Origin of the sequence: Mesorhizobium sp. M7A.F.Ca.US.014.04.1.1 (assembly GCF_003998745.1) — a bacterium.
Taxonomy (GTDB): Bacteria; Pseudomonadota; Alphaproteobacteria; order Rhizobiales; family Rhizobiaceae; genus Mesorhizobium; species Mesorhizobium ciceri.
Window position 1 is genome coordinate 1 of record NZ_RZRW01000043.1, and the last position, 18,562, is coordinate 18,562.

At 58.6% G+C, this 18,562-nt stretch carries 15 protein-coding genes and 2 pseudogenes; 2 read left to right on the forward strand and 15 right to left on the reverse strand.

The features are described 5' to 3' along the window. Window positions 1-785: 785 nt before the first annotated feature. A pseudogene (locus EOA22_RS04980) lies at window positions 786-2,009 on the reverse strand (IS110 family transposase). A gap of 701 nt (window positions 2,010-2,710) precedes the next feature. Between EOA22_RS04980 and EOA22_RS04985 the strand changes: the two are divergent. Next, window positions 2,711-3,628, forward strand: a complete 918-nt coding sequence (locus EOA22_RS04985) for a LysR family transcriptional regulator (RefSeq protein WP_063170390.1) — start codon at window positions 2,711-2,713, stop codon at window positions 3,626-3,628. A 48-nt stretch (window positions 3,629-3,676) separates the two neighbouring features. Here EOA22_RS04985 and EOA22_RS04990 read toward each other — a convergent pair whose 3' ends face one another. From EOA22_RS04990 to EOA22_RS05045, 12 genes are all read right to left on the reverse strand, one after another. Next, window positions 3,677-4,480, reverse strand: coding sequence for a TIM barrel protein (locus EOA22_RS04990; protein WP_063169395.1), 804 nt, complete (start codon window positions 4,478-4,480; stop codon window positions 3,677-3,679). Between the two features lie 164 nt (window positions 4,481-4,644). Beyond that, window positions 4,645-5,706 carry a LacI family DNA-binding transcriptional regulator gene (locus EOA22_RS04995; protein WP_051695606.1) on the reverse strand — a complete coding sequence of 354 codons (1,062 nt, stop codon included), beginning with the start codon at window positions 5,704-5,706 and terminating at the stop codon, window positions 4,645-4,647. A gap of 275 nt (window positions 5,707-5,981) precedes the next feature. Next, window positions 5,982-7,265: a dicarboxylate/amino acid:cation symporter gene (locus tag EOA22_RS05000; protein WP_210326678.1), complete on the reverse strand. Its 1,284-nt coding sequence runs from the start codon at window positions 7,263-7,265 to the stop codon at window positions 5,982-5,984. 392 nt (window positions 7,266-7,657) lie between these two features. After that, the gene (locus EOA22_RS05005) at window positions 7,658-8,419 is read right to left on the reverse strand and encodes a sulfotransferase domain-containing protein (RefSeq protein WP_063169397.1); all 762 of its coding nucleotides are present in this window, start codon (window positions 8,417-8,419) and stop codon (window positions 7,658-7,660) included. Window positions 8,420-8,702: 283 nt separating this feature from the next. Next, window positions 8,703-9,491 carry an ABC transporter permease gene (locus EOA22_RS05010; protein ID WP_063169398.1) on the reverse strand — a complete coding sequence of 263 codons (789 nt, stop codon included), beginning with the start codon at window positions 9,489-9,491 and terminating at the stop codon, window positions 8,703-8,705. Between the two features lie 3 nt (window positions 9,492-9,494). After that, a complete protein-coding gene (nodI, locus tag EOA22_RS05015; protein ID WP_024505873.1) occupies window positions 9,495-10,409 on the reverse strand; it encodes a nodulation factor ABC transporter ATP-binding protein NodI in 915 nt (304 codons plus the stop codon). Window positions 10,410-10,670: 261 nt separating this feature from the next. Beyond that, a complete protein-coding gene (gene nodC / locus EOA22_RS05020; RefSeq protein ID WP_063169399.1) occupies window positions 10,671-11,996 on the reverse strand; it encodes a chitooligosaccharide synthase NodC in 1,326 nt (441 codons plus the stop codon). A gap of 15 nt (window positions 11,997-12,011) precedes the next feature. After that, window positions 12,012-12,671 carry a chitooligosaccharide deacetylase NodB gene (nodB, locus tag EOA22_RS05025; protein WP_063169400.1) on the reverse strand — a complete coding sequence of 220 codons (660 nt, stop codon included), beginning with the start codon at window positions 12,669-12,671 and terminating at the stop codon, window positions 12,012-12,014. Beyond that, window positions 12,668-13,258, reverse strand: coding sequence for a NodA family N-acyltransferase (locus EOA22_RS05030; protein ID WP_063169401.1), 591 nt, complete (start codon window positions 13,256-13,258; stop codon window positions 12,668-12,670). Before EOA22_RS05030 ends, nodB begins: the two co-directional genes overlap by 4 nt. Before the next feature lie 853 nt (window positions 13,259-14,111). After that, window positions 14,112-15,320 carry a beta-ketoacyl-[acyl-carrier-protein] synthase family protein gene (locus tag EOA22_RS05035; protein ID WP_127389867.1) on the reverse strand — a complete coding sequence of 403 codons (1,209 nt, stop codon included), beginning with the start codon at window positions 15,318-15,320 and terminating at the stop codon, window positions 14,112-14,114. Then, window positions 15,321-15,602: an acyl carrier protein gene (locus EOA22_RS05040; protein WP_029356603.1), complete on the reverse strand. Its 282-nt coding sequence runs from the start codon at window positions 15,600-15,602 to the stop codon at window positions 15,321-15,323. 785 nt (window positions 15,603-16,387) lie between these two features. Then, window positions 16,388-16,663 carry a hypothetical protein gene (locus tag EOA22_RS05045; RefSeq protein WP_063169403.1) on the reverse strand — a complete coding sequence of 92 codons (276 nt, stop codon included), beginning with the start codon at window positions 16,661-16,663 and terminating at the stop codon, window positions 16,388-16,390. Between the two features lie 697 nt (window positions 16,664-17,360). On the opposite strand from EOA22_RS05045, the gene EOA22_RS05050 reads away from it, so the two are divergent. Beyond that, complete coding sequence (locus EOA22_RS05050; RefSeq protein ID WP_063169404.1) at window positions 17,361-17,777, forward strand: hypothetical protein; 417 nt, start codon at window positions 17,361-17,363, stop codon at window positions 17,775-17,777. Between the two features lie 238 nt (window positions 17,778-18,015). Here EOA22_RS05050 and EOA22_RS39495 read toward each other — a convergent pair whose 3' ends face one another. Together EOA22_RS39495 and EOA22_RS39500 are read right to left on the reverse strand one after the other, a co-directional pair. Next, window positions 18,016-18,243: a hypothetical protein gene (locus EOA22_RS39495; RefSeq protein ID WP_063169405.1), complete on the reverse strand. Its 228-nt coding sequence runs from the start codon at window positions 18,241-18,243 to the stop codon at window positions 18,016-18,018. Window positions 18,244-18,296: 53 nt separating this feature from the next. Next, window positions 18,297-18,562 (reverse strand): annotated as a pseudogene (locus EOA22_RS39500) (cytochrome c); the annotation flags it as partial.

Genomic DNA, 18,562 nt, shown 5'->3' on the forward strand with positions numbered 1-18,562 from the left:
ATGGTTGACCACGCTTTTCAAAGATCGTGAACTACATCTCCTCGTTGTGCTCGACGCACTCCGGACAAGTAACCTCATGGGCGCGGCATGCAGGATTAACCGAGCCCAGCCGGTCATGAGTGCGGCCGGCGCTCGGCTGCTCGATTTATTTGCGCGATAAGCTCGCGACCATGTCCGCGGAGGTATTCAAACTTAACGCTGCGTCCGGGAGCTCTTGCCCTCCAGTTTGCGACGCTCCCCCGCCCATCCAGTGATCGTTTATTTCGTCGGATAGTTTGACCCGGCTCTACCGAATCGCCGCTTCAGGATCATTCTTTCCGATTTCGTCACGCTCGTATTTCTGCCGCGTCCTACACCGATTGGGCGCGAACAAAACTGAGCGCCTTGGAACCCGAACCCGTGCGTCGTGACCGGGAGCATCCGGGGCGAACTCATCCGCTCGGGGGCATCGCATCACCGGACGGCGACAGGCACGGTCGACCGGCATCTCGGCATCGGCTGGGAATTCGTCCATGGTCTGCATTGGCGACGACGCTTCCTGAGGCCACGTAGCCCTTATGCCAAGCTGGGCGCCCGGGTCGAGCGCGTAATGACGACAATTGCTTCGCTGCAGGTCAAACGCTTTCCGGGCCACCTGCAAAGTCTTCACCCGGCCGTACAGCGCCCAAGACCACTGATGTGATCGACAAGAGCCTTTTTGATAAATCTGCGCTATTCTCCTGTCGCGCACGGACGACCGCGTGGCGAAGAGCAGGGTCCGAGATGAGAGCCCTGCCGCGCAGCTTCTATCGTCGCGCCTCGTTTGCGGCATCCGTGCCTACCCTCTTCGGACCTCGTGGGTTCCAACCGGCGACGAGGCGTGCATAGGCGCCCTCGGCCTGCTCCACCCAGCGGCGCTCTTCTTCCCGGTGGCTCTTTATGTTGTAGGCGTGCGCTCCCTTTTGGCCGCGCACAGCCTTGCTCCCGGCCTTGAGTTCCACATCGCGCAAGCTTCTTGGCATGCAGGGAGGGTCGAGCCCACGCGTAACTCTCGCCCTTCTCAACAGATGACAGATCACGACAGAGAGTTTGCGTGCGGTTGCCACGGCCGCGACATGCTGTCCGCGCCGGGCTCGCACGCCGCAGGGAGAAGGCTCGCAACGGTCCGGGAGCACGAGCGGCCGCCCAGGCCGCCTCGACGAGCATGCCGCGCGCATGACCACGGCCCTGCTTGGTGATCCGCCCATGGTAGGCCGGACCTGGCCGGACTGCTGGACGCTTGGGTTCAACCCGAGATAGGTCACGAGCTTCTGCGGATCGTCGAAGCGCGACACGTCGCCGATCGCCGCCCTTCATCGCCAGCGCGACGGTGATGTCGACGCCGGGAATGGTCATCAGCCGCTTCACGCCTTCATCCTCGAGAGCCGAGCGGACAAGATCGCGTTCGATGACCTGGAGGTCTTCGCCCAATCGGTCGAACTCGCGCAGATGCCCATCGATCGCGAGGCGCTCGTCCTGCGGTACGACCTGCTCGATTAACCAGGTCCGACCCTTGGCGCCGCACAGGTCAGCATGCGGGCAGGACGGATCAGGTGGCTATGAAGGATCGACTGGATGACGCTCTTCAATCGAGATCTCTGTCGGACAATCTGATTGCGCCGTGTCACCTGTCGACGCAGAGCCTGCGTCGGCTCGTCCGCAATCCAGACTTCTGGCAAGAAGCCGCTGGCATAGAGCTGCGCAAGAACGTCGGCGTCGATCGTCGTTTTGATCTTGGCATAGGCAACGATAAACACCTGTTTCGGCTTGGCGATCCCCACCTTCTTCACATGCGGCGCAACCACAGCTGCAGCGGACGTCGCGTTGCCGGTGGCCTCGATCACCCCGACATCGTTCGGCGACAGCTTCGCGGCGAACGCCGCCAGCAGATCGCGCCGCATGTCGACGCGGCCGAGTCGCCTGAGCCTGCCCTCCTCCCATGCCACTGCTTCGGCGAAGGCGCGGTGAATATCCAGTCCGATGATAAGCATGCCCGTTCCTCCTTCTTGGCTCGGTCAAAGACGGGAGCTGGCGGGCAACACGACATCTACTGATCCGCGCTCGCAGCGCATCCGGGAAAGTCGCGAGGGGCGGCCATGTAACGAGCTCGGGCTCTCAGCCCACGGTCTATTGACGGCCTGCCTGCACCTTTGTGCTCCCGGTGCCCCACGTCCCGGATGGGCTCACCATAAGGGCGTTCCAAAACAAGAACAGCAGGACGAGAAGGCACCACAGATCACATACCGGATAGCGGCAAGGCCAAGCGCTTCGTTCAGATAGGCTTGCGCCAATGGGCTTAGGCCGAGCCTACAACAGCTCTCAAAAACGCTGCCGGACTGCTGCATTGGCTCGCCGATACAATTGGCACAGGCCTCACGGCAGCTTAGGATCAAACCGCCCATCAGTCGCCTCGGACTGGAAAGGTGCACCCTATTAGGTTCCACGCCTAGCTAGGTCGGGGCCGCCGAAGACGCTGGTTGATAGACCGGCGCCATCGGCCCGGCGTTTCAAACTGCCAATCTCTGACCTGCACAGTACGAACGATTGCTCGCTTCGGCAGATCACGCGGCTCATATGTCGGACCTTAACGTCATCCATCATAAACTTTTTGCGACAAAAGATTGCAAGAATGCTAAATTGTTAAAGTCGTTTGTTTCGGTTAAAGGCATCCATCCCATGGATGGCTGATGACATGCGTTTCAAAGGACTTGATCTAAATCTCCTCGTTGTGCTCGACGCACTCCTGACGGAGCGTAATCTCTCGGCGGCGGCACGCAGGATTAACCTGAGTCAGCCCGCCATGAGTGCGGCCGTCGCCCGACTGCGCGATTATTTCCGCGATGAACTGTTTACGATAAGAGGTCGCGAAAGATTTCTAACCCCGCGTGCGGCAGCATTTGCCCCCGCAGTTCGCGACGCTCTCCAGCACATCCAGTGCTCGATTATTTCTTCGGATCCGTTTGACCCAGCTCGAGCCGATCGCCTCTTCAGGATCATTCTTTCCGATTTCGTCACGCTCGTGTTTTTCGAAAAGCTTGTGGAGCGTATTTCACGGGAAGCCCCCGCCGTCAGCTTCGAACTGCTGCCTGTCGACGATAGCCCCGATGAGCTTCTCCGGCGCGGTGACGTCGATTTTCTAATTCTACCGGATATGTTCACGTCGAGTGTGCATTCAAGCGTTGCGCTGTTTGACGAGAAGCTCGTGTGCGTAGGCTGTCCCACAAACAAGCAGCTGCCACAGCAGCTTACATTCGAGAGATACATGTCGATGAGGCACGTCGCGGTCAGGTTCGGGCGTACGATGAAGCCGTCTATCGAGGAATGGTTTTTGCTTGAGCATGGCCTTAAGAGACGTGTCGAGGTCGCCGTGCAGGGCTTCAGCATGATTCCACCTATGGTGTCCGGCACAGCTCGTATAGCGACCATGCCCTTACGGCTGGTCAGGCATTTCGAAAAAACGTTCCCCCTGCGGGTTATCGAACTTCCGCTGCCATTTCCCACATTCACCGAGACCCTCCAATGGCCGGCCCTCCACAATAGCGATCCGGCAAGCATCTGGATGCGGGAGATAATGATACAGGAGGCATCTCGGATGGCTGCCCCGCTGTGAACCCACGGAAAATTCAGGCGCACCTATAGTCACTACTCCTGTCACCATCTACTTTGACGACAATAGCCCTCGCCGGATAAAGTCGATGCTGGCGGCAAGTGCGCCTGCGAGATCGTCCAGAGAATGGACTTCCTCGACCAGCTCGAATGAGAAAGGTCCCGCGTAGCCGCCATCCAGCAGCGCCTGAATCTGGCTGCCATTGTCGGAACCTGCAAGAAAGCGATCGGGGTAAATCCAGAAGGTCGGGTCGTTTACGCTTGAAATGTGCACCAGGCCGGTAAGCTCGCAGAACAGGCATGTCTCCCCGGCCAGGGTGTGGTGGAACGTGTCGTGCACGAGGCGAAAGACGGACTGGCCATCAACCGCGGCAACGGCCTCGGCCGCTTCCTTCTTTGATCGAAGCGAGCAGGTTCGGAAACCCAGCGGCTCGATGAGACCGATCAGACCCCGCGACTGGAGGATTGGCTTGATCTCGTTTAGAGCGAAACGAAGATTGTCCTGGCGCTCGCTATTGGTGGGCCACGAGCTGCGGTTGGCCGGCACCAACACGAGCGTCTCCGCCCCGCACGCCGTCGCATAATCGGCGAGGTTGCTTGCCTCGGCCTGACGCGTTGGAGTCCAGTCGTTGAACCGCTGCAAGGCGTTGACAGAGATGATCGTGACGCCCGCTTCGGTAGCGGCCAACCGAACGTCCGCAGCCGGAATGCCGCGTGCGACAGGATTGCTGAAATGAGGGTAACGGATTTGGACGTCGGTCAGGCCTTGGTCACGGGCAAGCGCGAAAAGCGCACTGACGTCAAGGCGGGGCGCCGCCATGTGATCGAGTGCAAAGCGGGGCGATACCTGGCGCATTGCTTGACTTTCCTTCCATGAAGCGCGGCTGCCATTTCGGCATCCGGCTTCTTTCAAGACGGAACCACGCCGGTTCACAGATCGGACAGAGACGGCCGAGTCAATCGAGCTTTCCTTTCATCGGTGAAAGGAAAATGGGCGCTCATGATAGAAATCCATCAAGGTCAAATATTTTCCGGAAGATAAATGTCGAACGGCAGAAATGTCTGCCCCGGGCTCTCCGCGACGCCGGCTTTGATGGCCCGCTCCATTGCCATTATCAGCTCCTGGCAAAGTCGGCGCATTGGCGTGCCGACCGCCATCGTCAAGATGTCATCCGCAAGCGCCCCACGTGACTGCGGCGTCATTTCACTCACGATCGCGACGAGATCCTGACCGCTCCCCTCTTCTCGGAGCGCGGAAATTGCCCCCTCTATCCCCCCGCCGGCCATATAGAAGCCGACGAGCTCTGGTTCCCGCTGCATAAGATCCAGCAATTTTTCGTAAGTGAGCTGCCGTTCATCAAGGTTCACGAGCGCATCAAGCACCTCGAATTTTGGCGCGTTCTCACGAAAATACGCACGAAAGGCCGTTTCCCGCGTCGCATGCGCCTGGAAGCGATGGCTTCCGACAAACACCGCCACCTTGCCGGGCCGTTTTGCGGCCTTGGAAAACACCCAAGCGGCAGTCCGTCCGACCTTGCTGTTGTTGAGGCCGATGTAGCCCTCGCGCACGCCATCGGCGAAGTCGGATAGCAGCGAAAATACCGGGATACCTTTCGCCTTGAGCTCCTCGACTGATGCTGTGATTTTCGGGTGATCGGCCGCCACCATGGCGATCGCCTGGCAGCGGCTCCCAAGGTCCTTAAGAAGCGGGAGCAGGTCACGCGGCAAATGTGACTGCGCGAACTCGATGATCGGAAGGCCGTGGAAGGATTTAGCCATACTGACCGACTCTTCGATCTTGCGAGCGAAATCTTGGTAGAAATCGTGGGTAGGTTTTCTCAAGATGAAGCCCAGCTTGTAGTGCGGCAGGTGCTGCTGCAAGCGCTGTTTGATGAGACCGGCAGCATGATAGCCGATCGCGTGCGCGGCCGCATGGACCCGCTGGGCGGTCTCCTCTCGCACCGGAAGGCGGACGTTCAGAACCCGATCGACTGTTGCTACGCTGACTCCGGCTTCGCGGGCGAGATCGGCTATTGTGACGCGCTTTCCCCTCGCGATTCTGATCGGCCGGTCCTCCATCATCCGGTGCGCTCCCGCGACGGCTTGGGGCGGCAAGCTGAAATAGTTCCCCCACCCCGCGGATAGCGCATTCGACGAACAGCGCTCCATGCGCACCCAGATGAGTCTCCGTGAACCGTTCGTTTGCTTAGGGGCTTCATGGTGTTGTATTACTCACTGCGTTAGTACTCTATTTCCAGCGCTCTTTGGAGGCTGGCAATTCGACTGTTGTGTCAAGGCCGCTACTTACACGTCGCGCTGTTGCGATCTTGCTTGCGGGGAGCCAGTTTGATGTAACCCTAACCGCGGAAAGCGGTTTCCATCCGTGACTGGTCCAATTCGCCTTCCCAGCGAGCGACAACGAGCGATGCCACCGCATTACCGACTAAATTCGTCAGCGCGCGGCATTCCGACATGAAGCGGTCCACGCCAAGAATTAGAGCCATTCCGGCAACGGGAACACTCGGCACGACAGAGAGAGTAGCGGCCAATGTGATGAAGCCGGCGCCGGTGACGCCTGCCGCACCCTTCGAGGAAAGCATCGCAATTAGCAGCAGGAGGATCTGATCGGCAATTGACAAATCTGTGTTCGTCGCCTGGGCGATGAAGAGGGCGGCGATCGTCATGTAGATATTGGTACCGTCCAGATTGAATGAGTATCCAGTAGGGATGACGAGACTTACGACCGAACGGGCGGCGCCGGCCTTCTCCATCTTCTCCATTAGCGAGGGCAGCGCGGCCTCCGAGGAGGACGTTGCCAGGACAAGCAGCAGCTCGTCCTTGATGTAGCGGACGAGAGAAAAGATCGAGAAGCCGTTGTAGCGGCAGACCGCGCCGAGAACCCCGAACACGAAGAGGAAGGCGGTAAGATAGAACGTCGCGACCAGTATCGCGAGGTTGGCCACCGAACCGATTCCGTATTTGCCGATCGTAAAGGCCATTGCGCCGAAGGCGCCGATGGGTGCAGCCTTCATCAGAATGCCGACGAGCTTAAAAATGGGGGCGGTAAGCGCCTGGAGAAAGGTAACGACCGGCCTGCTCGTCTCTCCGGTCATCGCCAAAGCAATGCCGAACAGGACCGAGAAGAACAGGACTTGCAGGATGTCGCCTTCCGCGAAGGCACTGGCAATCGTTGACGGGATGATGTTCATCAGGAAGCTGGTCACGGACTGCTCGTGAGCCGTGGCCACATAGCCCTTAACGGCTTGGACATCGAGCGAGGCCGGATCGATGTTGAGGCCGGCGCCAGGTTGAACGATATTCGCGACAATCAGTCCGACAACGAGTGCAAGTGTCGAGAAGGTGAGGAAATAAACCATCGCCTTGGCGGCAACTCGGCCGACCTTCTGCAGATCGCTCATGCCGGCAATGCCGGTCGCAATTGTCAGGAAGATGACAGGTGCGATAATCATCTTGACGACTTTGATGAAGGCATCGCCGAGCGGCTTCAGGCTCTGGCCGGTTTCCGGATAGAGGTAGCCAATTGCGGCTCCCAGGACTATGGCGGCAAGCACCTGCACGTAGGTCCGGGCAAAATGGGGCTTGCGGGGCGCTGCGATCGCGCGGGGGACTCTTGGAACCAACACCGTTTCTCTCTCCCTGACCGGATCGGGGTGGGGGCTCCTCCTTCTCCCATGCTGCGCTCCGGTCGAGCGCTGCTGTCATCTCGGAGCAAGCGCCGTGCCAACTGGAGGCCTGTCCCGTCCAGCGAGATTGGTGCGGGTTGCGCACTGGAACCCTCCACCTTTGCCGGAATTTGCACTCAAGGCTCGCCAAAGATCGCGTCTGAAGAAGTGCTTCGCCAGAGAGGGAATTGACCAGGTCGCCTTGCGGCCGTGTCTTTGATGTCTGCCGCAGATCGACTGCCGGCCGATATCTCTGTCGTCTTGGTGACTTTGGTTTGTCAGTTTTGCGACGGAATGCGCGCAAACTGCAGGATATCCTACACGCCCATCAGAGCACGCGGTACAAGCGATTAAGCGTAGGAGCGCATTGAATCTCCGAGGTCAAAAAATCTTGAATAAGGTCCCCGTGCGAAGTGAATCCGCAACTCGTCAAAGTTCTCCACCGTTTGATCCAGCGGTCGCGTTTCCTGGCGCTGCAGGATGGCGTTATCTGATGGCTCAAGCGCTGGAACGCCCAGGAAATCCCAAACCGCTCCCAGGCATTGGGCAGGTTCGTGAAGTAGGCTCTCGTATTCCATTACAAGCAGGTTGGTCGACGTGAAGGAGTCCATAACGCGAGCGTGAAAATCGTCGGCGGCTTTGAAATAAGCCTCACAGTCGGCGATTGACAACCTGACGCTCGGTGGCCGAGCGGTATCGTTGTCCCAGCTGAACTTCAGCCAGTGACCGCTTTCCCTGGCCTGCACAAAGGATCGGAGCGATTCCAATACGTTTCGGCGAACAACAAGGATGACCTTGAGTGCTGGCCAACGAGCCAGTTCCGCAAAGAATGCGGGACGCTCGCGAAACTGAGGTTCATTGATCTTGCATCCAAGATGCGTCACATTCTTGTAGTCGCGCATAGGGCAGCGCACATAGGCAAGCTCAAGAAGCTCGCGATCCGTGCCTAGCAGGCGATCAGTGCTGGGCCAATTGGGATCATATTCGTTTAGCAACTCACCGTTACTCAAAACGGTCGGATGCTCGTTTAGCAATTCTTCTAAATAGTGTGTTCCGGTCCTTGGCATAGCAAGGATCACAAAAGGCTCAAGAGTTGCTTCGTTGTGGGTCATTGCATGTGTATCCAACTAAATAATGGCCGCGACGGTCTGTGGACGCGCACAAGAAGCTTGGCTGCTATCGATTGAACGCTCCGGGTGGGTCCGCGCCTCACCATCCAGCCTGTTCTTCGAGGTGTGGTCGCGAAGCTGGGCGGGTGCCTGCAGCGGCTGGGTGGCGCCCGGCTTCGGCGTTGTACCACTCGCGATTCCTAGCATACGCATGCCTCCGGGCCGCTGTGGGCAGTTTGCATCCGGCATTGCGGACCTCCTTCTGGTTAATGGGTGTAAGCAAGCGTCAACGCATTAGTCGTCGATGAAACAGTCCAGCCGACAGAAAAAAAGGCAATACAGCGAACATGCAAAGTGCGCCTATATGCAGCCCTACATTGTCGCCCAGGCGGCCGAGCATCACCGGACGGATTAGCTCGATAGAATTCGCCAGGGGCGAGAAGGCCGCAATCTGCTGAAACACTCCTGGCAATTGGCCGACTGGAAAAACCGCGCCCGAAAGGAACAGCATGGGTGTGATGACAAGCGTCTGATAGAAAATAAAATAGTGATAACTGGGCGCGAGCGCGATGACGAGCATGGCCAGGCTCGCAAAGGCGAATCCGGTGAGAGCGACGACCGGTAGCACGTAGAGAACCGACGTCCACGCGGCATAACCTAGCGCGGCCGCAACAATCGCAATTGTCGTACCGGCCAGAAAAGCCTTTGTGGCTGCCCAGGTCAATTCACCGAGAACGATGTCGCCGAGGGTAAGTTGTGTGTGCAGGATTGCTTCCCAAGTGCCCTGATCGCGCATTCGACCGAAAACCGCGTAAATTGTTTCGAAGGTTGATGCTGTCATCGCGCTCGTCGCAACCATGCCGGCTGCCAGAAAGGCGATGTAGGATGCACCTTCGATGCGGCCTACCAACAGTCCAAGGCCAGTGCCGAGCCCGAAAAGGTAAATCATCGGATCAGCAAGGGTGCCGAGCATTGAAGCAAATGCCACCTTCTTCCATGCCAGATGATTGCGGCGCCACACCGCCATCCAGTTCCAGGCGTTGGCGGGTAGAGCGGCCGCAAAACGTTCACCCATTGCTCACTTCTCCATCTCACGTCCGGTTAACCGCAAGAAAACGTCCTCCAGACTGGGTGGACGCTCTAGAATACGCAGACCCGCTCGACCGCGAAGCTGGATGCGCACATCCTCCGGCTCAGGCGCATAGCAAAAGAGCGTCTCGCCGCTTACCTCGACACGCTGAACGTACGGTCTGATCAGCGAAATCAGCTCCTGTGGATTACCGCCGAAGATCTCGATCACGTTGCACCCAATGTACTCGTCGATCAGCGCATGAGGACTGCCCTCGGCGATCTTGCGTCCCCGCTCGAGAACACACAGCCGATCACAAAGCCGCTCAGCCTCTTCCATGAAATGGGTGGTCAAAATGATCGTTTTTCCGCTCGCCAGCAGGAAACGAAGTCGCTCCCAGATCAGATGGCGGGCATGCGGGTCGAGGCCGGTCGTGGGCTCATCCATCACAAGCAACTGGGGGTCGTTGATCAGAGCACGTGCCAGCGTCAGGCGCCGCTTCATCCCGCCGGATAGCAGGCCGACACGTGAATCCGCCTTGCTCTCAAGGCGAGCGAACTCGAGCAGCCGTGGGATGACGGCGTTGATCTCTCTTGTACTCATGCCGAAGTAGCGCCCGAACACCAACAGGTTCTCACGTACCGTAAATTCCAGGTCGAGATTGTCGAACTGCGGGACCACGCCTATGCCCTTGCGGGCCAAGCGGCTGCGTGCCGGCACTGGTAGACCGAGGACTGTTATATCACCCGCGTCAGGCCGGGTCATACCGAGGAGCATACGCGCAATCGTGCTCTTGCCTGCGCCGTTAGGCCCCAGCAGACCGAAGCACTCTCCCGATGCAACGGTGAAGGACAGCCCGTCCACAACGAGCTTGTTTCCGAATAATTTGGTTACGCCGGTAAGGTCGATTGCTACATTGGACATGCGTCTATCTCAAGCGGAATGAGTCCGATTGGCCACCGGCAGCTTACTTGCGAATTCTGGTTCAGAGCAGGCCACCGCCTTGAGATGACACCTTTGGAAAGTCGCGGCCGGAGCGACGTGTGTATCGCTTCCGCCAAAGAATAACGTCAAGATGCCACGTGTCGCTTCCACATAGTCCCCGTTCTGACCATAGGTAACTCGACAAGCTTCACCCCGTGTCGACTGACACAACTTACTCGGTCACTCGGCGCTGCAAGGCCGTCAGACTTCACTAGCTGTGAGCGAAAGATCTGCAGTATGAAGTGACTCCGCAATTCCAGAATTGCCCGCAGCATTTGCTCCGCCAAGCGGCATCGCGCTTGTGATTTCCTTTGTGCTGCTGTTGGGCAGGGGAACACTTTTACGCGACAGCCAATCGCTATTGCTCAATGTACACAGGGCGTAAGCCTTCAAGGGGATCAACAGGAATATCCTGATTAACGCGTGCATTGAATAGCCGATGAATCGAAGCTGCCGAGTGCGGAAAGATAACACCGTAGATCTGATTATGGTCATCGTGACAATAGCCAGCACCGTCCACCAATTTACTGTATGTGAAAATAGTAACTCACCGAGCGCCGTTACTACCGCGATGCCGAGCAACAATGGGCCGAGATTCTCTCCCATCACATCCAAAGTTAGATAGCGATCCAGGCCACGCAGTAGACCTCGCGCAAGCATCGTGTCCCGGAAAGTGCTTCGTGCCCAGCGGAGTTGTTGGCGCAAATAAGGTCCCATCTTGTCCGGAACGACTGTCGCCGCGACGGCACCTGGAACGTACTCGGTTCGAAAGCCTGCTTTCAGCATGAGGATCGTAAGATGACGGTCTTCACCGAAGTCGCTTGGTTTCCCCCTGAACAGCTGCGTCTCGTATTGATCCAGCAGAGAAAGGAGACAAGACCGGCGGTACATTGCACATGGGCCGCAGCAGCACATGACCGCACCAAAGCGACCTTGCGCCGCGCGCTCCTCATTGCAAGCCAGCCAGTATTCCATATCGATCAATCGGGTCAACCAAGTGTCGCTGCGGTTGTATGCCGTCAGCTGGCCCATGGCCGCTCCGACCATGGAATCCCGCATTTTTACTGCAAGCTTCGTGATGACGTCGGACGCAAGTGTCGTGTCAGAGTCGACGCTGAGCACGAAATCTCCAGATGAGCGGCGGATGGCGGCGATCTGCGCCTTGCGTTTGCCAACATTTTCGCGGAGCAGAATGAAATTGAATCTCGGGTCGCCCTCGTAGGCGTGATGTACCGGGATGACGGCATTACGATTTCCAGAACCGTCGTCAACCAGATAGACCTGAAATGTTCCGGAGTAATCTTGATTTGCAATGGAAGCTAAACACGCCGCGAGTGTGCGCGGGTCCTCATTGTAGCAGGGGATAATGACATCCACGCTCGGCCAACGGTCGGATCCGAACAAGCTTTCCGACGGCGGCGTAACATTTTCCGGTTGGGAGTAGACCGCTTGCATGCCTCTGTAAACAGTCGAGAGCACCGCATAAGACGAAACGGCAACAGTACTGGCTGTGGTGAGAAGGTCCATAGGATCTCTGTTTGTTCAGGGATGTTGAGGAAGTGATCGGATTACAAATCCGCGGCCGTGCAATTCTGGAATTAGGCGTGACAACGCTGTCACCGTCTGGTCGCGCAGACTGGCTTGATTGCCTGGTTGCAATTCGTCGGGAGCGCACCCGTCGTGCAACAGCACGATTGCGCCCGGCCGGATATCGGCGAGCACTCTGTCGACGATGGCGTCAACGCCGGGGCGAGACCAGTCGCGTGGATCAATGGACCAATGGACGGGCGCCAATGCCTCACCCGCTAATGCAGCGATTACTTCTTCGGTCCAGATGCCATAGGGTGCACGAAAGTACCGAACCATGGCCTGCGGGCAAGCCATCCCTATGACTCTGTTTGCCTCAACTATCTGGCAGTCGACTTCGACGGACCCGCATTTAGCTAGGTCCGGATGAGTCATCGTGTGGTTGGCTATACCGTGGCCGTCTGTAATAATTCGGCGAACGAGTTCCGGCTCGTCGGCCGCGTAGGCCCCAACAACGAAGAAGGTCGCCGGCACCTGATGTTGCGCCAGCACATTGAGTATCTGCGGTGTGAAAAATGAATTGGGACCGTCGTCAAACGTCAGATAGACGCTGCGCTCTGCAATGCGATCGGCATTGTCACTCTGCCCTTCGCATATGTAGTCCAGAGGCTTCATAGTTCCGGACCGTTCCGGTCGATCAGGGTACCAGACGGCCACTCGTCCATCGAGCGTCCGATCGGCGAAACCAACACGAGTACGTCTTCCAGGCGCGTGGGCGGCAGGTCGGGATGCACATCTGGACGGGTCGACCGTACGCGAACGCCCGACACAATGTTCGCGAGGCCGGCTCTGCAGAATCTTTCGACATGGTTTCGCAGCGCGTGCCGAACCGTGCCGAAAGCGAATGGAACACCCAACTGATGGAGCACTGGGTACGCCACGCGCATCGAAAAACCGATTCCGAGCCCTTCAAGATCCGGACGAACCGCGTACAGGCCCAATTCAGCGACGATCAAGTCGACCTCGCCAACTTTGATGAAGCGCCGCAGCATGCCGATGTGAGCCGCTACCCCATGCGCGTCGTAGCCGATTGCGCGGAATTCCGGCCTCGCGCCGGCCCAACTGCGGCCGCCTTCGAATGGCTCCGCGTTGAAGGCGCCAGTCCGTCCATAGGTCTTTCGAAAAAAGTCGGAGAGTTCGACATGGTCGGCCAGTTGCAGCTCATTTTCCCAGCACAACTTCCACTCGACATTCGGACGCATGGAAGACCTCACCTTGTAGCTGTCTGGTTGAGATAAATGTCCAAGCATTGATTAAATAATTGGCGTCGCGCCAACGGGGCGTAACTTGTGGGGACCGCCGAAAGACCAAGCCGCAATGCAGATGCGACTGACTTTGTACGCCCCGCACACCAGATGATGCTCCTCAGATCCAACGCAACCATCGGAACTACCTATCTTTCCAACTTGAAGCGCTTCTATGGGACCTGCAGCAAAAACGGTAAAATCCTTTGTTTAGATGAAAGGTATCCACGCTTTGGATAACTGGGCGAATGCGTTCCATATGGCTGGTCAATTATCGTCGTCACGCTCGAGGCACTTCTGACGAAGCGCAAAGCTCACGCCCGCGGCACGCGCGGCCGTTGCCGGGCCGCGCGATTATCTCCGTAAGAGCCGAGTGGAGCTCAGACACGACGATTGATCAGAATCTGATTCGCGGGTTCAGTATCTCTTTCGTGTATCCAGCTCTGGGCTGTCCTTTGGCGGGAGTTAGGTTCGCCCAGGTTCTGAGCCTGGGGCGTTGGCCCGTTCGCCGCGCAGGCTCCTTCGCACATCGTCGAGGCCGAGAAAGAGGGGCCACACAGCTCCCCCTGTACTTTCCACCACCCGACACCAGCGCTCACCCAGGGCGCCGGCCTTGCTCACCTCAACGGATAGCGCACTCGCGCCGCTTCACGATTAAAAGAATTCTACAAGCAAGATGCCTGTTTGATCGAGAGACGTCCGCTGCCAATTCCCGCATCGCAGAGGCAGCCAATAGCGCTCGCTTTACATAGTGGTCCGGCAAGCAGCTAGATACGACAGGTGACCTCAAATGAGGCGTCTTGCATGGCTTCTACACCTGCCTGAATGCCAGAACTGCGTTCGTACCGCCCATGGCGAAGGCGTTGCTCATGGCGACGCGCACCTTGCGCTCCCGCGGCACATTGGGTGTGATGTCGAGGTCGCAAGCGGGATCTGGCTCGCGATAGTTGGCGGTCGGCGGCACGACGTCCTCTTGGATTGCCATCACGCAGGCGATCATTTCAAGCGCGCTCGCTGCGCCGAGGCAATGCGCGTGCGTGGACTTGGTGGAAGAGATGGACATCGAATAAGCGTGGTTTCCAAACACACGCTTGATCGCCGCCGTTTCAGTCTGATCATTGCTCTTGGTACCGGTGCCGTGCGCGTTGAGGTAGTCGACGTCCTCGGCATTCAGCCCGGCATCGGCAAGGCAGGCGCGCATCGCCGACGCTGGCCCCTCGACAGATGGCGCGGCAATGTGGAAGGCATCGGCGGAAAGGCCGACGCCGGCGATCTCGGCAAGAATTGTGGCACCACGCCTCGTGGCATGCTCGTAGCTTTCCAGCACGGCCATGCCCGCACCCTCGCCCAGCACCAGGCCCTTCCTATCGGCGGAGAAGGGCCGGCAGGTATCGGGTGAAAGCACGCGCATTGCTTCCCATGCTTTCAGCACGCCCCATGCGAAGGGTGCGTCGCTGCCCCCGGAAACCATTACGTCGGCCCGGCCCAGCTTGATCTGGTCCACCGCCGAGGCGATCGCATGGTTGGCCGAGGCACATGCGGAGGTCACCCCGAAGACCGGCCCGCGCAAGCCGAGGCTCAAGCTCACCTGGCCGGCGGCCGCGCTTGGCATCGTTTTGGGTACAGCGAGGATGCCAACTCGCCTCGCGCCGTCCAAAAGGAGGGCCCGGTAAGTTTCCTCCATCACATCCCAGCCCAAGCCGCCGACGCCCACTGTCGCGCCGAAGCGATGGGCATTCCCCTCGTCGCAGGAAAGTCCGGCCTGCCGCATGGCTTCGCGCGCTGCAAGCACGGCGAGCAAGCTGAAGCGGGCCATGGAGACGAGCTGCTTGCGATCGATGTCGTGCTGGGGCAGCGCCTTGATCTCAGCGCCGGTCATGCCCTCCAGGTCATGAAGCTCGGAATTGGCGATCGGGCCGATGGCGGAGCGGCCTTCGCGCATCTCTTTCCACATAGAGGCGGCCTCGGTGCCCAGTCCGCACAGGCCGCCCACTCCGGTGATAACGACGCGCCTGTCCATTCAAGCCTCCTTCGCAAGCAAGCCGCGGACGGCTTCCACGACGTCGCCGACATTCTTGAGATTGGACCAGGCATCGGCCGTGTTCATGTCGATCTTGATGCCGTAGGCCTGCTCCACATCCCAGAGGACGTCCGCCAAACCCAGCGAATCGAACCCGAGCGCGTCCAGTTCCGTGGCGATTGTTATCTCGCCGACGAATGACGCAGGCATTCCCTCACCGCTCTCCGACTCGGCGCGTTTCTTGATCAGGGCAATGACGTCCGTTGCGAATTGATCGGCCATTCTGTTTCCTGTCTTTCTTTCCCGCGTTTCGACCTGGACGCGGCTCAGTTCCTGAGGCGCGCCGCGTCGCGAAAGCCATCACGCTTGGGCAACTGACAAAACCCAATGCTCATAAAGCCGGATCAGGTCCGGCCGGTGTGTGGCGTAGGTGCAGTATGACGATGTGAGCCGCTACACGTGCGCGTCTCCCGGTCTGTCCATAGGCTCGGAAGAAGTCGGACAGTTTGACATGGCCGGTCAGTTGCAACTCCCTTTCCCAGCACTCCACTGCCCGGTAGAGCGCATGAAAAATCTCCTTTCGGGCGGTTTCTTAAGACGCTCGCCACGCCATGAGGCAGTGGGGGCATCGGTGTCCATCAGGTGCTTCTGCCCATGCAGGATTCCAGAACATTGATGAAATCGTTTGTTTCGATGAAAGGCATCCACACTTTGGATGGTTGACCACGCTTTTCAAAGATCGTGAACTACATCTCCTCGTTGTGCTCGACGCACTCCGGACAAGTAACCTCATGGGCGCGGCATGCAGGATTAACCGAGCCCAGCCGGTCATGAGTGCGGCCTTGCCGGGTCGGGCGATAGGCAGTCATGCCCTGCCCTTCCTGCGGGTCAAGCACTCCGAAAAAACATTTCCCCCATAAATGCTAGATCTTCCGTTGCCTTTTCGCGTCACAGGCCGTCAAACGCCCGGCCGTTCACAACAGTGATCCGGCAAGTGTTTGGCTGCGCGAGACGATGCTGCAGGGAGTCGTCCTGCATGGCACTTCGCTATGATGCTGCGGTGCCGTCTAACGGCGCCTCGTGCTTGAACGCACTGAACGGCCACCGCGATCAAAATCGATGGTTCGAGGACCGTTGATCATCACCCCGCCAGCCTCGATCTTGTTTGCCGCCACGAGAGCGACACAGAGACTGCTGGTGAAGATGCCCGCCTGCCCGCTATGTTCCGGATGGTTGACCATCCCGGATGGACCCATCGAGGGTGTCAAGGCGAGCATGAGCACAGGCGCGAACAGTTCACGGGCAGGCGCGACGGTGGCCGCAAAGCAACGTCGCGCCAGCATGCGATCTCAGCAGGATCGGCACCATCCTGTCAGGGAGCAATGCGAGTGGCTGGCTTAGCCGCTGCGACGCTGCCCGGCATCGCGTTCAATTGATCTGGCGCCTTAAATGCAGGAAGGCTTCGCGGCCGGTACGAGGCGCATCCCTCCTCCGAAGCAGCACGCCCAAGTATCATCACAAGCCCCGAGCGCCCGCGTTCGGCGATGTCCAATTTCCGACAATGTCGGAATACAGTCAGATCTGCTGGATTGACTTTAAATGGTTTTCTCATTTGGCACAGCGCATGCTGGTTATCCGGAAACACGTGACCGACCAACAAGAAGTCGCATGACACAACCGAAGCCATCCATGTCTGACGGGCTGCCCAGGATACCTACTGCGACCGCGCTTGCCCGGTGACGACCGCTCCGGCTCCGCCCGTTACCGACGAGGCAAAGTGACGGATTTCCTGCGTTTCAACGACATGGAGGTGGTTGTCATTCCCGCTGGGGGACAGACTCGGCCTGTTCAAGGCATTGCGCGAAGGCGGCAAGATGACGGCCACCCGTGCGCGAACTCAAGGAGCGCAGCCTGTATCGTGTATCAGGCAAATAGGCCGTCGGTCAGTGACCTTGACACAGGGGACATGCGCAAGGTCCTGAAGTTTGATGCAGCGATAGAAGGGTGCCAATGACAACAATAGCTTACAGGAACGGAACCATGGCTGGCGACGGCCGAGCCTTGGGTTTTGACTCAGTATCCGTCGGTGAGAAAACGAAGGTGTTTCGCTTATGCGACGGCACACTCATCGGCGTTTCCTCTTCGTCCTTGGGTATTCCAAAGGCCGTTCGAGACTGGGTTGAGAAGGGCATGGATGTTTCTGATATTCCTGTGCCGCGCAACGACGACAATTTTGAATTTGAGGCGCTGATAGTGCGCAAAAATGGGGAAGCCGTATTGTTGGACGGCAATTGGCTGCCAAGTGATCCCGTGAAAGGTGAATATTATGCCATCGGGAGCGGCAAGCAGTATGCTTTGGCCGCGCTGGTTTTGGGCAAGTCAGCTAAGGAAAGCGTCGAAGTTGCCGCGAAACTCGACGTTTGGACTGGTGGCACAGTCACTGCCATAACTCACTAAACCCGCCTTTCGGCGGGAGTGTGACAGTGCGAGCGTGGAAGTAGGGCGCCACCCCGGGGCACGTCGAGCCCTGTCATGTGAGCTGGTCCATAAGCGCGCGAAAGCGTCCAGTTGTGGCCAAAAGCACGATTTGCGACAGAACCGGCCCGCTTCTATGAGTATGGGCCGCTTTTTGCGGCCAGCGTGCTTGCCATCCTGCCGCCAGTGGCCGTCGCCTTCTTCTTCCAAGGTTACCTCGTCATGAAGTAGAGCACCACGATCTTGTCGGAGAGATCGGAAGGCGGACGGCCCTTCCGTCCGCGTCGGCCAGTTCGAAAGGCGGCGCGGCCTGCTCGTCGATCGCCTGGAAGAACCTCTCCGCGCTGTCCCTCATCTTGTCGAGATCGGCGCCCGGATGGTGGGCCAGCGCGGAGGTCCCGAGGATCAGCGCCAGAAATTGAATCGCAAGCGACGGTTTCGCTTTCATGGACAATGCATTCCGGTTGGGGGCGTTCGAGGGCTCCGCGGCTAGGATTGGTCTCACTGTGTCTGCTCCCGCTCCCGGCGGCTCATCTGCCTGATAGGCGCGTTCCCGCTCGGGCCATGTGCTTTTGATGAAGGCCAGAACGGCCCGGATCTCCTCGTCGGTGAGGACATTCCCGAAGCCCGGCATGTCGCTCTGGTAGCCGCCGCCGACGACCGCGGCCGGTCCCGGCGCCGGCATGCGTCCCGAAGGCAGCGGGCTTTCCAATCGCGCTGACCTTCGCCTGGCTAAAACCGTCTTGCCTAGCGCTATCGCCGCGGCC

Coding starts and splice junctions, on each gene's coding strand:
- EOA22_RS04985 (WP_063170390.1), top strand. CDS start 2,711: ATGCGTTTCAAAGGACTTGATCTAAATCTCCTCGTTGTGCTCGACGCA.
- EOA22_RS04990 (WP_063169395.1), bottom strand. CDS start 4,480: ATGCGCCAGGTATCGCCCCGCTTTGCACTCGATCACATGGCGGCGCCC.
- EOA22_RS04995 (WP_051695606.1), bottom strand. CDS start 5,706: ATGATGGAGGACCGGCCGATCAGAATCGCGAGGGGAAAGCGCGTCACA.
- EOA22_RS05005 (WP_063169397.1), bottom strand. CDS start 8,419: ATGACCCACAACGAAGCAACTCTTGAGCCTTTTGTGATCCTTGCTATG.
- EOA22_RS05010 (WP_063169398.1), bottom strand. CDS start 9,491: ATGGGTGAACGTTTTGCGGCCGCTCTACCCGCCAACGCCTGGAACTGG.
- nodI (WP_024505873.1), bottom strand. CDS start 10,409: ATGTCCAATGTAGCAATCGACCTTACCGGCGTAACCAAATTATTCGGA.
- nodC (WP_063169399.1), bottom strand. CDS start 11,996: ATGGACCTTCTCACCACAGCCAGTACTGTTGCCGTTTCGTCTTATGCG.
- nodB (WP_063169400.1), bottom strand. CDS start 12,671: ATGAAGCCTCTGGACTACATATGCGAAGGGCAGAGTGACAATGCCGAT.
- EOA22_RS05030 (WP_063169401.1), bottom strand. CDS start 13,258: ATGCGTCCGAATGTCGAGTGGAAGTTGTGCTGGGAAAATGAGCTGCAA.
- EOA22_RS05035 (WP_127389867.1), bottom strand. CDS start 15,320: ATGGACAGGCGCGTCGTTATCACCGGAGTGGGCGGCCTGTGCGGACTG.
- EOA22_RS05040 (WP_029356603.1), bottom strand. CDS start 15,602: ATGGCCGATCAATTCGCAACGGACGTCATTGCCCTGATCAAGAAACGC.
- EOA22_RS05045 (WP_063169403.1), bottom strand. CDS start 16,663: ATGCTGGCGCGACGTTGCTTTGCGGCCACCGTCGCGCCTGCCCGTGAA.
- EOA22_RS05050 (WP_063169404.1), top strand. CDS start 17,361: ATGGCTGGCGACGGCCGAGCCTTGGGTTTTGACTCAGTATCCGTCGGT.
- EOA22_RS39495 (WP_063169405.1), bottom strand. CDS start 18,243: ATGAAAGCGAAACCGTCGCTTGCGATTCAATTTCTGGCGCTGATCCTC.